The organism is Stenotrophomonas sp. GL_111 (assembly GCF_057835245.1).
The window spans coordinates 868293-884519 of record NZ_CM174421.1 but is presented as its reverse complement, the minus strand read 5'-3'; the positions used below and the strand labels follow the sequence as shown (position 1 = coordinate 884519).

Here is a 16227-nt window from a genome sequence, read left to right as displayed (position 1 = left end):
TGGCATGTGCGGCGAACCGCCCTCCGGCACCGCCGCCGGGGTCATTCCGGGACCAGTTCCAGCTCGCCCTCGCGGATGTCGGCGGTCATCTGGAAGGCCGCATCGTCCACGCGGAAGCCATCCAGGTGCAGCCGGCTGGCACTGCCGATGCCGGTGACCGGAATGGCGTGGAAATCCAGCGCCTGCCTATCGCGCAGGCGATCAGCGGTGTGCTGGGGCATCACCAGCCAGGCATAACCGTCGTTGTTGCTGAGTACCCGGCCGCGGCCATCGGCCTCCACGCACAGCGCGGTGTCCTCGTCCACGCCGATGCCGACCATGTCCTGCCGCCCGCTCTGCTGTGCGGCCCGGGCCACGAACACGATGAGCCGGCCGAGCCGGTCGCGCTTGCCGAAGTGGGTGTCGGTGATCACGTTGGACAGGTAGGGCATGGTCAGGAAGTCGCTGTCCAGGGTGACCGCGCTGCCCATCGGGTCGGCCAGCGCGCTGGCGGAGCTGACGCTGCCCCCATCCAGGGCGCCGTAGCTGTAGCCGCCCAGGATGGCCAGGCCGGCGCTGGTGCCGGCGATCGGGCGACCGGCGCGCACGTGCGCATTGAGCGCCTCGTTGAGCGCGGTACCTTTCCAGAAACGGATGTAGCGCGACTGGTCGCCGCCGGCGATGAAGATCGCATCGGCGGCCGCCACCACCCGCAGCACCGCCGGGTCATCGGCGGCGCGGCGGCTGTCGAATACCAGGGTCTGCACCGAGGCGACCCCGCCGATGTCGCGGTAGAGGCGCTCCTGCAGCTCTTCGGCGCCGGAGGCGCGCAGGATCACCACGCGGCCGTGCCCGGCGCGCTGCAACCACCAGTCGAATGCCTCGGGGACCCACTCACCACCGCCCATCAGCATCATCGCCGGCTCGGTATGGGCCGCCGGCGGGGCGTCCAGGTCGCCGGTCTCGTAGTAGCGGTAGCCGGGTTCCTGCAAGGCCCGGGCAGACTGCGCCTGGGCCGGCAGGCCGACACTGAGCACCAGCAAAGCCAGGGTCCAGCCGACCCGGCGGAGCGCACCGTCCACGTTGACCTCCCTGAACAAAATCGCCTTGTAAGCGCTTTCACTCTTTGCCAGAGAAAATGCCAGTGGTCAACCCCGTAAAAAAGGCGTTAAATGCGCGCCGTCCATTCGCGATACGTGAATGGGGGACGGGCCTCCCTCGAGGCCGACTCTTTCTTCTCGAGAATTCTCATGCGTAAACAGGCGATGGCGTGGTCGATCCAGCTGGCGTTGATGGGTGTGGCCGCAAGCGCAGGCGCACAGACCCCGGCCGCTTCCGGGGTGCAGCAGCTGGACACGGTGCAGGTCACCGGTTCGCGCATTCCGCGCGCGCAGGTTGAAGGCCCGGCCCCGGTCACGGTGATCACCGCCGAGCAGATCCAGGCCAGCGGCTTCACCAGCGTGCCGGACGTGCTGCGCTCGATGACCCAGAACGGCGGTGAGACCCAGAGCCAGCAATCGGCCAGTGGCGCCGACTTCTCGCCGGGCGCCCAGCAGGTGGATCTGCGCGGGCTGGGCCCGAACCACACCCTGGTGCTGGTCAACGGCCGCCGCATCGCCGATTTCCCGATGCCGTTCCAGGGCCGCAGCAACTTCACCGACGTCTCCAACATCCCGATCGGGATGATCGAGCGGATCGAAGTGCTGACCGGCAGCGCCTCGGCCATCTATGGCTCCGATGCGATCGCCGGGGTGGTCAACTTCATCCTCAAGAAGCAGGTCGATGGCACCACCGTCGATGTGCGCATGGGCACCACCAGCGAAGGCGGCGGTGAGTCGTTCAACATCAGCATGGCCAGCGGCTTCGATGTCGGCCGCTTCAGCGCGGTGTACAGCCTGGAACTGCAGTCGCAGACGCCGCTGTGGGCCTACCAGCGCGACCAGCAGGACTCCACCGCCGATGCGCCGACGGACAGCGCGCGCGCCGCGCGCCGGGCTTACCTGCGCACCGACTACAACGATGACTACCTGGACCCGGGCAAGGCCACCTGCGATGCGCTGGCCGGGCAGAACCGTGGCAGCACCCACTACGCCGAACGCGCACGCTATGGCTTCTACTGCGGCAGCGACGCCTCGATCGGCTACGGCACCATCCTCAGCAAGCGCCGCGGCGTGAACGGCTATGCCTCGCTGAACTATGCCTTCGACAACGGCGCCAGCTGGTTTGCCGACGTGCAGATGGGCTACCACGACATCGCCCTGATGCGCGATGTGACCAACTGGGGCCGCATGGCCGCCGACGGAAATGAAGACGGCTACTTCTACAACCAGGCCACCGACCAGGTGGAGTTCTGGCAGCGCCAGTTCTCGCCGGAGGAAATGGGCGGGCTGCGCAACGGCATGATCCGCAGCACGCAGAAGACCTTCAGCGTCACCACCGGCTTCAAGGGCGCGCTGTCGGCGAACTGGGACTACGAGGCCTCGCTGAGCCACTCGCAGTACCAGTCCTCGATCCGCTGGCCGCAGATCATCGCCGCCAAGGCCAATGCGCTGTTCCTGGGCGAGCAGCTCGGCGAGTACACCGATGACGATGACAACGTGTTCCCGGTGTTCAACGCCGACCCCGCGCGCCTGTACCGGCCGCTGAGCCGCAGCGAGTACGATTCGATCGCCGCGCGCACCACCTACTCGCCGAAGTCGCGCACCGACACCGCCGCGCTGACCCTGACCAACGGCGAGCTGTTCGAACTGCCGGGCGGCAAGGCCGGTTTCGCGGCCACGGCCGAGTTCGGCAACCAGTCCTATGCGCTGAACCCCGATCCGCTGGCCACCCAGTACTACTACTACAGCTGGAAGGATTCGGACGGGCACGGCAGCCGCAACCGTTGGGCCACCGCCGCCGAGCTGCGCCTGCCGCTGCACGACACGCTGAACGTGAGCGTGGCCGGCCGCTTCGATCAGTACCGCTATTCGGGCAACACGATCGGCAAGGCGACCTGGAGCGGCGGCATCGAATGGCGCCCGCTCGATACCCTGCTGGTGCGTGGTTCCTACGGCACCGCGTTCCGCGCACCGGACCTGCACTACGTGTATGCCGGGCCGGGCAACGATGAGACCAGCAACAACGACTACTACAACTGCCAGCTCGACCAGGCCGATGACTGCTCGGACTACGAAGAGAACCTGATCCGTACCCGTGAAGGCAACCGCAAGCTGGACCCGGAAACCAGCACGTCGTGGAGCGCCGGTTTCGTGTGGTCGCCGGCGATCGGGCTGGACCTGTCGGTGGACTGGTTCGACATCGACATGCGCGATCAGGTGCAGGACATGGACGTGGGCAGCATCCTGCGCGATGAAGCGGCCTGCCGCCTGGGCAGCGCCGACGCCAGCTCGCCGACCTGCGTGGATGCGATCAGCCGGGTCACCCGCACCAGCGATGGCCGTCTGTACGGCGTGCACGTCAGCCCGATCAACATCGCCCGCGAAACCACCCGCGGCATCGATGTCGGCCTGCGCTACCGGCTGAGAACCGGTTTCGGCGATTTCATCCTGAGCGGCAACCACACCTGGGTGAAGACGCACGACTTCCAGCAGTTCGACGGCGATGTGGTCGAGGACAAGTTCGCGATCAACAGCGGTTTCGACATCCCGCGCACCAAGACCAGCGCCAGCATCACCTGGGAGAACGCGGCGTGGTCGGCCACCGTGTACGGTTCACGCCTGGGCAAGCTGCCCACCTATGACAGCTACGACCAGAGCTTCGACCCGGAAAGCGGTGACAGCCCGTGGATCGGTGCAACGTACCGCTACAACGTGTCGGTGCAGTACCGCTTCGATGACTATTCGCGCCTGTCGCTGTCGGTGGTCAACGTGGCCAACAAGATGCCGCCCAAGGACGTGACCTACACCTCGTATCCTTACTACGACGTGTCCTGGTTCGACACCGTGGGCCGCACGATCAACCTGCAGTACACCCACAAGTTCGGCGGCACCGCGCTGTAAGCGCCTGCCCCCGCACGACCCGACAAGGCCCGCCGCGTGCGGGCCTTGTCGTTGCTGGAACCTGAACAGAACGCCGCGCATTGTCGCGATCGGAGCGGTTTTAGGGATCGACTGATGTGCGCGGGGCGGGCGCGTTCCTAGCATCTGCCCCATGCATCGCCTCCTGCCCCGCCGCCATTCCGTCGACGCCCCTGCCGTGGCCGCCACCGTGCTGTTGCGCTGGCTGTCGCTGTGCGTGCTGTTCTGCCTGGTCGGCACGGCCGGCTTCTACCTGCTGGCACAGCTCAGCGACGACGTCTCGGTGCACCGCCGCGACATGAACGCTGCCGCCTACCGTGCGCAGCTGTACTTCGACCAGCGCGAGGCGCTGCTCAACTACCTGGCCGATTCGGTGGTGGAATCGCCGGTCGGGTCGGCACCCCTGGAACGCCCGGGCGAGCACGAGGCCGATGACATCCAGCGCCTGGCATTGGGCCGTGGCCATGACGGCCGCCAACTGAGCCTGCTGCTGTCGGCGCGCGCCGAGCGCACCCTGGCCGAGTTCGATGCGCAGCTGATCCATGTCGGTACCGATCCGGCCGCCCCGCGCCAGTGGCTGCACGGGCAGCACACGCCGGCATCGCCGCCGCCCGCCGGGCTGACCGCCGCGGCACTGCGCGCGCATGCCGCGCGCGCGGGCGCCGAGAACGGGGTGTACTGGCTGTCCTGGCCCAGCCCGGGTACAGCGGTCTATCTGTTCCGCGCCGCCGAAGATGGCCCGGACCCGGCACATTGGCTGGTGCTGGCACTGGACCCACAGGCCGTGGCGGAGATGGCGCATGGCCAGGGCATCGGCGATTTTGCCCTGCTCGACGCGCAGGGGCGGACCGTGCTGTCCAACCGCCGCGACCTGCAATTGCCGCAGGCCTGGATGCAGGCGCGCCAGGGTGATGCGTTCGGCTTCGTCTGGACCGGCGGCCTGCCGCGCGGCCTGGTCCTGCTCAAGGGCATCGGCCAGGACGGCTGGCGGCTGGCCTATCACCTGCCACCGGGCTTGCTGCTGGGCGATATCGCCGGCCCGATCGCGGTATCGCTGCTGCTGTGCCTGGCGGCGATCGGCGCGTTGCGTGTGCTGACCCGGCGCATCGACCGTCAGTTGATCCAGCCGGCCCATCACCAGCACCGCCAATTGCTGGAGAGCTTCGACTTCGGCAGCACCGTGATCGAGATGGCCCCCGTGGGCATGTGCGTGCTGCGCTGCCATGACGCCAAGGTGATGTTGGAAAACCAGCTGGCCCGCGATTGGCTGGGTGCCGATACCCACAGCGGTGACTGGCACGGCCCGTGGCGGCGCCCCGCCGACATTGCCGCGCGGCCTTCGCGCACCCGCCGCGCGCTGGATTTCAGCACCCGCGATGGGCGCCAGCTGCAGGTGCTGTACGCCGCCACCCGCTACCACGACGAAGACGTGCTGCTGTGCGTGTTCAACGACATCAGTCGGCATCGGCAGATCCAGGCGGCGCTGTCGGCGGCCAAGCAGGCGGCCGATGAGGCCAGCCAGGCCAAGAGCGCGTTCGTGGCCACCATGAGCCACGAGATCCGCACCCCGCTGTACGGCGTGCTGGGCACGCTGGAACTGCTCGGCAACACCGCGATGGATGCCAGGCAGGCGCAGTACCTGAAGACCATCCAGCATTCCTCGTCGGTGCTGCTGCAGTTGATCAGCGACATCCTGGATGTGTCCAAGATCGAATCGGGCCAGCTCACCTTGGCCTCGGCCGCGTTCTCGCCGCTGGAACTGGCTGAAACCACCCTGCGCTCCTATGCAGCGGCGGCGGCGCGCAAGCACCTGCAGATTGTGGTGTGTACCGACCCGCGCTTGCCTGATCGGGTCAGCGGCGATGCCGACCGGATCCGCCAGGTGCTGGGCAACCTGCTCAGCAACGCGATCAAGTTCACCGACAGCGGCCGGGTCTTCCTGCGGGTTCGGCAGGTGGCGCGCGAAGGCGGCACCGCCACGATCAGCTGGCAGGTCACCGATACCGGCGTGGGCATCGCCGAAGCCGAGCAGGCCGGCCTGTTCGAGCCGTTCCGCCAGGTCGGCAGCCACAGCCGGCGCGACGGCACCGGGCTGGGCCTGTCGATCAGCGATCACCTGGTGCGGCTGATGAACGGCGAACTGCGCCTGGTCAGCGAGCCGGGCCTGGGTAGCAGCTTCACCATGCAGCTGCCGTTGCCGTTGATCGAAGACGATGGCAGCCACGATGCCGCCGGCGCGGAGACCGTGCGGCTGCTACCGCACCCGCCGCTGCAGGTCCGCGCCAGCCTGCCCGAACTGGCCGACAGCACCGCGCAGTGGCTGCAGCGCTGGGGTGCGAGCGCGCGCCGCTACACGCCCGACGGTGCACCGGCGGTGCCGGGCACCATCCTGATCGACTGCGACCCGCACGACGGGGTTGCACTGAACTGGCCGGGACCGCGCGTGCTGACGTCGCCCGATGCCGGCGACCTGCCGCTGCCCGACGCCACCTGCCCGGAGCAGTTGAACGTCACCGCCTTCAGTGTTGCCGCGATCGCCCGTGCCGTGGCCCAGCTGCAGCATGCCGACCACCCGCTGCCGAAGGCGCCACCTCGCGTGGAGCGCACCGCATTGGGGCTGCACGTGCTGGTGGCCGAAGACAATCCGATCAACCGGCTGATCCTCAAGGAACAACTGGAAACGCTCGGCTGCCGCGTGGTCACCGCCTGTGACGGTCACGAGGCCCTGGCCTGCTGCGCCGCCGACAGCTTCGATGTGGTGCTGACCGACATCAACATGCCCGGGCTGGGCGGCCATGCCCTGACCCGCCAGTTGCGTCAGCAGGGCGTCACCCTGCCGGTGATCGGCGCCACCGCCAACGCCACCCCGGAAGAACGCGAACGCTGCCTTGCCGGCGGCATGAACGGCTATCTGGTGAAACCGATCGATATCGGCACCCTTCGCCTCGCCCTCAGTGGGCTGACCACAGGAGCGTCGACATGAGCGACCACCATGTACTGATCCTCGAAGACCAGCCCTTCCAGCGCGGGTTCCTGGCCAACATGTTCAACGCCGTGCCCGGCGTCACCACCGATACCTCCGGCGATGCCGCCTACGCGGTGGCGATGTGCACCCTGCGCCGTTACGACCTGGTGGTGACCGACCTGATGATGCCGGGGGTGGACGGTATCCAGTTCATCCAGGCGCTGGCTGCGCAGGAGCACAAGCCGTTGTTGGCGCTGGTCAGCTCGGCCTCGCAGCGGATGATGGCCTCGGCCCGGCTGATGGCCGAATCGCTGGGCATCACCGTGCTCGGCATCCTGCCCAAGCCGGTCTCCCCGGCCGATGTCAGTGAGTTGATCGCGCAGCTCGAACAGGCTGACGCGACCGGCAGCAGTGCGCCGGCGCCGGCCGAGGCACCGGTGCAGGCCAGCCGTGAGCGGCTGTGCAAGGCCATCGCCGATGGCGAGATCACGGCGTGGTTCCAGCCGAAGAAATCACTGGAGTCCGGGCTGGTGGTGGCCGCCGAAGCGCTGGTGCGCTGGCGTCATCCCGAGCACGGCACGCTGCAGGCCGGACGCTTTCTGCCGCTGATCGAACAGCACGCGCTGGAGGCGGCGCTGCTGCGCCATATCCTCAAGGCCAGCGTGCAGGCGCAGGCACGCTGGCGCGAACTGGGGTTCCGCATTCCGGTATCGATCAACCTGCCCCCGCACCTGCTGGAACGGCGCAGCCTGCCCGACGAACTGCTGGCACTGACCCAGCAGCACGGCGGCGTGGCCGCGGACCTGTGTTTCGAGCTGATGGAAAGCAGCACCACCCACCATGTCAGCGACTATTACGCCGGTGCCTGCCGCCTGCGCATGAAGGGGTTCGGGCTGGCCCAGGATGATTTCGGGCAAGGCCTGAGTTCGGTGCACAACCTGGTCAACACACCGTTTACCGAGGTCAAGATCGACCGCGCGCTGGTGCGCGGCTGCGCGCGCGATCCCGCCCTGCACAGCGCGCTGGCCACGGTGATCGCGCTGGGGGCCAAGCTGGGCCTGAACATCGTGGCCGAAGGCGTGGAAACCGATGCCGAACTGGCGACGTTGCGCAAACTGGGGTGCAACCAGGTGCAGGGCTTCCTGATCTCGCGCGCGATTCCGGCCGAAACCTTCGCCACACTGCTGGGTCAGGAGAAGGCCGCACACCGGCATGCCGAATCGCACCATCCCGGCACGCTGGGTACGCGCTAGCCACGCCTCGCTGCGTTCACCGCTCCATCAAGCACGCCCGCGCATCCTTGCGCCCAGGGCGCGTTCGGCCGACGATCGCAGCGATCCGGTCGTATCCGGTCCGGACCGGTGCGCCACCGCCACCATCCACAAGGGGATTCCATGCCGGCCGAGGCCGCACCCATCCGCCAGCTCGCCCGACGCTCGCTGCGCGTGCACGGCCTGCTGATCGGCGTGATCATCCTGGCCACCATCCAGGCCGGGCTGGTGCTGTCCACTACGCTGCAGCTGCTGCGCGAGGAACAGGGCAAGATCGACTTCCACTTCCACCGGCTCAGTGGCGCGCTCAAGGAACAGGAGCGTTTCATGCACCGCTGGCGCAGCCAGGACCCGCAGGCACCTGCGCACCCGGGCGGGCCTTCGCCAGGCGCGCGCGGCCTTCCGATCCTCGGTCCGTCGCTGGACAACCGCGGCGCGGCCCCGGCCTATATCCCGTTCTCGGTGCTCAACGATGGCGCGGCACCAGCGCCCGGGGCCGGGTCGCTGGGCACGCGCTTTGCCAGCTTCTATGGCGCGTTCTGGGCCGAATCGCACTACCCCTCGCCGCGTTGCCTGCTGGTCAATGGCGCCGGCACCACCGGGCTGCTGGTTCCGCTGACGGTCGATGACATCGAGCCCGTGCTGCCCTCGCCCGCGTCACTGCAACCGGTGCTGGACTATGTGCACGACGTCGCTGGCAGCGTCTCACTGCAACGGGGCGATGTGCGCTGGTTCCAGCGCGACATGCGCGACGGACAAAGCCGCATGGTCTCGATCACCCAGGCACCGCAGGACGCCAGCGCCTGGGCCGATGACGGCGCCGGGATGCCGGCGCTGGCCTGTCTGCTGGATGTGGGCCGGCTCGATGATCACCGCCAGGTGCTCGGCGAACCGATCTACGATCAACTGAGCATCCTTGACCCGAATGGACGTCCGGTGCATGGCCCCCGGCAACTGCCCGCGGGCAACCAGCCCCGCCAGTTCACCAGCCAGGGCCTGGTGTTCCGGATGCGCAATGCCGAGGGTTGGCAGGCGGTGTACCAGGTGGACTGGTCGCGGGTGCTCAGCCACCCGCGGGGCCCGCTGATCGGCAGTGTCATCGCCGCGCTGCTGCTGGCCCTGGGCGGCATCCTGGTGCTGCGTGGTTACCGTCGTTCGGTGCTGGTGCCACTGCGTGCCAATCACGAACGCCTGCTGGAAAGCGAGGCGTTCAGCCGCACGGTGCTGGAGGCCGCGCCCATTGGGCTGTGCCTGCTGCGCCGTCGCGATGGCCAGGTGATCCTGGAGAACGCGCTGGCCCGCAGCTGGCTGGGTGAACAGCATGACGCCCCCGGCTGGCACGGCGCGTGGCGTGATGAGGCGCAGGCCGATGTGGGCGCACAACGGCGGGCGCCGCAGCCCTACACCACCCCGGACGGCCGCCATCTGCTGGTGACCGCTACCGCCGCGCGCTACCGCGGTGAGCCGGTGACCTTGTGTCTGTTCATCGACCTCACCATCCAGCATGAGGCCGAGCAGGTGCTGGAGCAGGCGCGCGCGGCCGCCGATGCCGCCAACCGCGCCAAGAGCCTGTTCCTGGCCACCATGAGCCACGAGATCCGCACCCCCCTGTATGGCGTGCTGGGCACGCTGGAACTGCTCGGCCTGACCGTGCTGGACAACCGCCAGCAGGAGTACGTGGGCACCATCCAGCGCTCGTCGTCGACCCTGATGCAGCTGATCAGCGACATCCTGGATGTGTCCAAGGCCGAAGCCGGTCAGCTGGTGCTCGAGCCGGTGGCCTTCTGCCCGTCGCAGTTGACCGAGCATGTCCTGCGCTCGTATGCGGGCTCGGCCACCCGCCAACGCCTGCAGCTGTATGCCTGCATCGACCACGATGTACCGGCGCTGGTGATCGGCGACGCCGCCCGTATCCGCCAGGTGCTCAACAACCTGGTCAGCAATGCGATCAAGTTCACCGATGCCGGCCGCATCGTGGTGCGCCTGCGCACCCAGCACAGCGAAGGGATGCCCGCGCACCTGGTGTGGCAGGTTACCGACACCGGCATCGGTATCCAGCGCGAACACCAGGCACGGCTGTTCGAACCGTTCTACCAGGCCAACCCGGGCACCGACGCGATGCGCGGCACCGGGCTGGGGCTGGCGATCAGCGCGCACCTGGTAAGCCTGATGGGCGGTGAACTGCGGGTGGTCAGCGACAGTGGCTTGGGCAGCAGTTTCAGTTTCGAGCTGCCGCTGGCCGAGAGCCCCGAGCTGCCGGAAGCGTGCCCGCGCTTCGCCGACCCGCTGAGGGTGCTGGTGCGCTCACCCGCACGTGAGCTCGCCGACAGTCTGTGCGAGCGGCTGCGCCAGCGCGGTGCCGCCGCCCAGGCGCTGCACAGCGACACCGCGCGCGATCTGCATGCCGACGGCGTACTGCTGGATGTACCGCTGGATGCGCCCGCGCAGGACTGGAACGGCCCGCGCGTGCTTGCCCGCACCGATGGCGGCGACCATCCCGAGCAGATCGAGGGACGCTGGGTGGTCTCGATGCACAACCTGGATGCCATCGTCGAAGCACTACTGCTGGCCAGCGGTGCATCGGCCCCACAACAGGTCCCGGCGCCGGTGCTGCAGTTCCGCAAACTGGGCCTGCATGTGCTGGTGGCCGAAGACAACCCGATCAATCAAATGATCCTGCGCGAACAGCTGGAGCAGCTGGGCTGCCATGCGGTGGTCGCCAGCGATGGGGATGAAGCGTTGGGCTACTGGTCGCAACGGCGCTTCGATGCGGTGTTGACCGACATCAACATGCCGCACATCGACGGCTATGCGCTGGCCCGCCGCCTGCGCGCTGATGGTGTACAGGTGCCGATCATCGGCGCCACCGCCAACGCCGCGCCGGAAGAACGCGAACGCTGCCGCGACGCCGGCATGAACAGCTGCCTGGTCAAACCCATTTCGCTGCAGGCGCTGTACCGGCAGCTCAGTGGCCTGGCGGCTGGGCCTGTGGCGCCCACCGACACCGTTGTTTCACCGGCTGCGCATCCGCCAACCGATACCATCCGTGTCTCGGCGCATATGCGCGACCTGTTCCTGACCACCATGCGCAGCGATCTGCAGGGACTGGCGACGGCCGTCGAACAGGCCCGCCCCGATGACGTGCGGCAGATGCTGCACCGTATCCGTGGCGCGCTGGTGATGGTGTCCGCGCAGCGCTTGGTCGACGTCGCCCAGGTGGTCGAGGACGATATCGCCGCCGGTGCTCTGGCCGCTACCTATGTCCCGGCCGCGCAGGCCTTCATGGCGCAGCTGGAACGCGCGCTGGTACGGTTGGAGCGCACCTCCCCGGATGCGCCGGATGTGCCCTGATTCCCGTTGTCGGTCCCGAGAACCCGCATGAAGCACAAGATCGTCATTGCCGATGACCACCCCATCGTCCTGGCCGGCATCCGCGACGTCATCGATCGCGATCCGCGTTTCGAAGTCGTCGGCCAGGCGCAGAGCCCGGCGGCGTTGGTCGAGCTGTTGCAGGCGCTGGCACCGGACATCGTGATCTCCGACTACAACATGCCCGGCGATGACACGCTGGGCGATGGGATCAAGCTGATTTCCTACCTGCTGCGCAATTTTCCGGACACCAAGGTGCTGATCCTGACCATGGTCTCCAATCCCTCGATCATCGCCGAGATGTATCGGGCCGGGGCCAGCGGCGTGGTGCGCAAGAGCGGCGACCTGAAGGAACTCAACGTGGCCCTGTCCAGCCTGCTTGCTCAACGCGTGTACCGCTCGCCGGACCTGCCGCGCGAGGAAGCACTGCCCGAAGCCGGCGGGGCGCCCGCGGCCTCGCTGTTGTCGCCGCGCGAGTTTGAAGTGATCCGGCTGTTCGCCAGTGGCCAGACTGTAGGAGACATCGCGCGGCGCTTGAATCGCAGCAGCAAGACCGTCAGCACCCAGAAGGTCAATGCGATGCGCAAGCTGGGCACCAAGACCGACCAGGAACTGGTGACGTTCTGCCTGGAATCGGATCTGTTCCGCTAGCCCCGCCGCGTCCCGCCTGCCTGACTGACGGCCCAACCGCGACCCCTGTGTTCACACAATTTAAGGATCGCCTGATGTTGGCCGCGCGCCCCACTGCCTAGCCTGTCCGTGCTGGCTGCGCAGTGGCAGGCCCCTCCCTTTCGGGCACGCCATTGCATAGGCCGGCATGGCTTCAAGGATGCCCCTGGTACACGCCCGTTGGCGTGTCGTGGCGATGGCGCTGCCGTCGTCCCCCTCCCCTGCGCCTTGTCGCCAGATGGCATTGCCGGCCCGCTGCCGGGAATGGCCACACGCGGGTCGCCTTGCGGCGATCGAACTGGTCTGCAGCTTCCTGGTCAACGCCGGGCGGCTGCCTTGCGACAAGAAGACGAGCCGATGAACAGAATCTACCGCCTGGTGCGCGATCCGGTGAACGGACGCTGCACCGTCACCTCCGAACTGGCCAAGTGCCATGGCAGCGGCACGGACCGATCCGCTGCGGCCTATGCCGCCCTGCCCGCGCGCCTGGCGTTGGCCGTTGCGCTGGCCGCGGCGTTGCCGGCCATGGCGGTGGAACACACCACGCCGATCCTGGTCAACGCCGGTGAATCGCTGGATGTTCCCAGCGGCGACAGCATGCTGCATACCGGTAGCGGCTATGCCGCTACCGCACTGGGCCAGGGCGCAGCGCTGACCATCACCGACCTGGACCTGCGGGTCACCAACCGCGGCAGCGGCATCAATGCCTCCACCGGTGGCCAGGTCCAGATCAACGGCGGCCACATCCAGCTTGGCGGTGGCACGGACACGGTGTTCGCCGCGCTCAACGCGACCGGCACCGGCAGCGTGCTGCGCGCCGACAACCTGCAGATCGATGCCGATCGGAACGGCTCAGGCTTTGGCACGGTCAATGCGCTCAACGGCGGCCAGGTCTGGCTGACCGGCGGCCGCATCAACAGCAGCGGCACAGTTCTGCAGGCCAGCGACGCACGGAGCGAACTGCATGTTTCCGGTACCACGCTCAACATTCAGAGCAATGGCTCGGTGCAGGCCAGCGGCGGCGGGCTGCTGGACCTGCGCGACCTGCAGCTGAGCTTCGGGTCCAGCGGCGCGCCGGGCGGGCGCCTGTCCGTCACCGGCGTGGGCAGCGTACTGGCCTTGGACAACGTCGCGGTAAGCAACGGCTACTTCGACGTCGGCGATGGCGCGCTGCTGCGCATCAACGGCGGTACCACGAGCAGTACCGACGGCAGTATCCGCCTGCTCGGCAGCAGTGCCAGCCGGCGGTATGCCAAGGCGGAGATCACCGGTGGCCGTTTCGATACCACCGGTGGCTACGGGGTGAACGTCAACAGTTGGGGAACGCTCATCGCCAACGGTGCGCAGTTCACCGTGCGCGAAGGTTACTCCGGGCTCTGGCTGAGCAGCGTGGAATCCAGCGCCACGCTCACCGATACCCGGATCAACACCTACGGCACCAATGGCTACGGCCATGGCGTGGACGTGTGGGGGGGCACCGCTACCGTGACCGGCGGCAGCATCGACACCTACGGCTACGGCGTCTATGGGCTGCGCGCCTCCGGCAGCAACCCGCCCACGGCCTACTCGCGGATCCGCACCCAGGGCCTGGACATCACCACCCATGGCGATGGCGGCGGCGGCGTGTTCCTGGGCGGCAGCACCGCCGATGTGCAGCTTGCCGGCGGTTCGATCACTACGCAGGGCGCCTCCTCGTTCGGCATCGTGCAGATGAACACGTCCAAGCTCACTGCCGACAGCCTGCGCATCCACGCCCAGGGCGAGAACGCGGGCGCGTACCGTTCCTACATCACCGTGTTCGGCCCCTACTGGAACCGGCTGACGTTCAATGACAGCCAGCTGCGCAGCGAAGACGGCCCCGCGCTGTGGCTGCAGGGCAGCAACCATGCGCTGACCCTCAACAATACCGAGGTGATTGCAGGCCGCCAGGGCGCACTGGACGGTGGTCGGCTGCTGCGGGTCAGCGATACGGTGTTCACCGATGGCAGTTCGGTGGCCACCTCGGACATCGTGTTCAGCGCCGACAACAGCCGCCTGACCGGTGATGTGGTGGTGGACAGTGCCACCGCCAACGTGCAGATGAGCCTGCGCAATGCCACGGTCTTCAACGGCGCACTGCGCGCCGATTCGGGCTACCAGGTGGCTAGCCTGGCGCTGGATGGCAGCAGCCAGTGGCAGGTCCGGGGCGACTCCAGCCTTGGCACGCTCGAGCACGCCGGCAGCATCGACTTCGTGGCTCCCAGCTCGGGCGACTTCAAGACCCTCACGATCAGCGGCGACTACGTTGGCAACGGCGGCCGTTGGGTGTTCAACCGCCAGCTCGGCGATGACGACTCCCTTGGCGACCGCGTCCTGATCGGTGGCAACAGCAGCGGCAACGCCGCGGTGAGCGTGCGCAACGCCGGCGGTGCCGGTGCATTGACCCAGGAAGGTATCCGTCTGATCAGCGTGGCCGGCCAGTCCGATGCGCAGTTCACCCTGCAGGGCCGCGCGGTGGCGGGTGCCTACGACTACTTCCTGTTCAAGGGCGGCGTGTCCACCCCGGACGACGGCAACTGGTACCTGCGCTCGGAATACGTGCCCCCGGTGGATCCACCGGAGCCGCCGGACCCGCCTGTCGATCCGCCGATCGATCCCCCGGTAGACCCGCCCGTGGACCCGCCCACGCCGCCGGAGCCGCCGATCGACCCGCCATTGCCGCCAACCCCACCGAAGGTGCAACGGCCGGAACCGGCCGCCTATCTGGCCAATCAGTCGGCGGCGCTGCGCATGTTCCAGCACAGCCTGCATGACCGCAGCGGCGATCCGGGCACGTTGCCCAGCGGCGGCGCCGATGCCACCGCGTGGGCGTATGTGCGCAGCAGCCAGCCGCAGAATGGCAGCCGCGATGGCCAGGTTGGCGTCGACAGCCAGCTCAACAGCGTGCTGGTCGGTGTGGGCCGCAGCTTCGAGGCCCATCCCGGCGGAAGCCTGCAGGTCGGGCTGATGGCGGGCCAGGGCCGCGCGCGCAGCGACGCCACTTCGCAGGTGACCGGCTACCGTGCGCGCGGCGTGGTCAACGGCACCAGCCTGGGCCTGTATGCGACGTGGCTGCAGGACGCGGCGATGCACAGTGGCTTCTACGTGGACAGCTGGCTGCAGTACGGCCGCTTCCGCAACAGCGTGCAGGGCGATGGGCTGGACAAGGAGCGTTACCGCGCGCACAGCTGGACCGGCTCGGCCGAGGCCGGCTACGTGCTTCCGCTGCAGCGCAATGCCCAACGCGCGCTCTACCTGGAACCGCAGCTGCAGCTGATCCACAGCCAATACGATGCCGACCGGGTCATTGAAGCCAATGGCACCGTGGTGGAGAGCCGCCGCGCCGGCGGTACCACCACCCGTATCGGTGCGCGTCTGTACACGCGTTCGCTCACTCCGGCACAGGGCCAGGTGCAGCCATTCGTGGCGGTAAACTGGTGGTCCGGCGGCAACAGCTCGGCGATCGATGTGGACGGTGAGCGCATGCAGCGCAACCAGCCGCGCGATATCTACGAGACCAAGGCCGGCGTGCAGCTCGACCTGCGCGGTGGCTGGCGCGGTTGGGGCCAGATCGGCTACCAGACCGGTGGCCAGGGCTTCCACGACACCAACGCACAGATCGGCGTTTCCTACAGCTGGTGAGTGCCTGCGCGCCTGCGGTCCAGCGACCGCAGGCGCGTTCTCCACAGCACATGTGGAGAGCAACGCGGGAAACGTGTGGATAAGCCGTTGTGGCGCAGCTGGCACAAGGCATTGCGGACCCTGGTCAATTATTGACCAGCGCTACGGACAGCCCGCAGCGTGTTCTCCACAGCGCATGTGGAGAGGAACGCGAGAATCATGTGGATAAGCCTGCCTGGGACAGGCGGTGCAAGGGTTTGCGCACGCTGGTCATTTTTTGACCAGCGCATCTCAGCCTTGTCGATCAAACGCGGAT

Annotated in this window: 7 protein-coding genes; 6 read left to right on the top strand and 1 reads right to left on the bottom strand. The window is 67.8% G+C overall.

All coding sequences use genetic code 11. The features are described 5' to 3' along the window. Positions 1-41: 41 nt before the first annotated feature. Positions 42-1061, bottom strand: coding sequence for a cyanophycinase (locus AC3IPM_RS03915; RefSeq protein ID WP_489302641.1), 1020 nt, complete (start codon positions 1059-1061; stop codon positions 42-44). Between the two features lie 168 nt (positions 1062-1229). Between AC3IPM_RS03915 and AC3IPM_RS03910 the strand changes: the two genes are divergently transcribed. The 6 genes from AC3IPM_RS03910 (at position 1230) to AC3IPM_RS03885 (ending at position 15932) form a co-directional block, all read left to right on the top strand. Further along, positions 1230-3980, top strand: coding sequence for a TonB-dependent receptor plug domain-containing protein (locus AC3IPM_RS03910; RefSeq protein ID WP_489302640.1), 2751 nt, complete (start codon positions 1230-1232; stop codon positions 3978-3980). A gap of 151 nt (positions 3981-4131) precedes the next feature. Continuing rightward, positions 4132-6981, top strand: a complete 2850-nt coding sequence (locus AC3IPM_RS03905) for a response regulator (RefSeq protein ID WP_489302639.1) — start codon at positions 4132-4134, stop codon at positions 6979-6981. Continuing rightward, positions 6978-8216: an EAL domain-containing response regulator gene (locus tag AC3IPM_RS03900; RefSeq protein WP_489302638.1), complete on the top strand. Its 1239-nt coding sequence runs from the start codon at positions 6978-6980 to the stop codon at positions 8214-8216. Before AC3IPM_RS03905 ends, AC3IPM_RS03900 begins: the two co-directional genes overlap by 4 nt. A 141-nt stretch (positions 8217-8357) precedes the next feature. Continuing rightward, positions 8358-11585: a hybrid sensor histidine kinase/response regulator gene (locus tag AC3IPM_RS03895; protein ID WP_489302637.1), complete on the top strand. Its 3228-nt coding sequence runs from the start codon at positions 8358-8360 to the stop codon at positions 11583-11585. A 27-nt stretch (positions 11586-11612) separates the two neighbouring features. After that, positions 11613-12254: a response regulator gene (locus tag AC3IPM_RS03890; RefSeq protein ID WP_489302636.1), complete on the top strand. Its 642-nt coding sequence runs from the start codon at positions 11613-11615 to the stop codon at positions 12252-12254. Between the two features lie 375 nt (positions 12255-12629). Then, complete coding sequence (locus AC3IPM_RS03885; protein ID WP_489302635.1) at positions 12630-15932, top strand: autotransporter family protein; 3303 nt, start codon at positions 12630-12632, stop codon at positions 15930-15932. Positions 15933-16227: the final 295 nt, after the last annotated feature.

Coding starts and splice junctions, on each gene's coding strand:
- AC3IPM_RS03910 (WP_489302640.1), top strand. CDS start 1,230: ATGCGTAAACAGGCGATGGCGTGGTCGATCCAGCTGGCGTTGATGGGT.
- AC3IPM_RS03905 (WP_489302639.1), top strand. CDS start 4,132: ATGCATCGCCTCCTGCCCCGCCGCCATTCCGTCGACGCCCCTGCCGTG.
- AC3IPM_RS03900 (WP_489302638.1), top strand. CDS start 6,978: ATGAGCGACCACCATGTACTGATCCTCGAAGACCAGCCCTTCCAGCGC.
- AC3IPM_RS03895 (WP_489302637.1), top strand. CDS start 8,358: ATGCCGGCCGAGGCCGCACCCATCCGCCAGCTCGCCCGACGCTCGCTG.
- AC3IPM_RS03890 (WP_489302636.1), top strand. CDS start 11,613: ATGAAGCACAAGATCGTCATTGCCGATGACCACCCCATCGTCCTGGCC.
- AC3IPM_RS03885 (WP_489302635.1), top strand. CDS start 12,630: ATGAACAGAATCTACCGCCTGGTGCGCGATCCGGTGAACGGACGCTGC.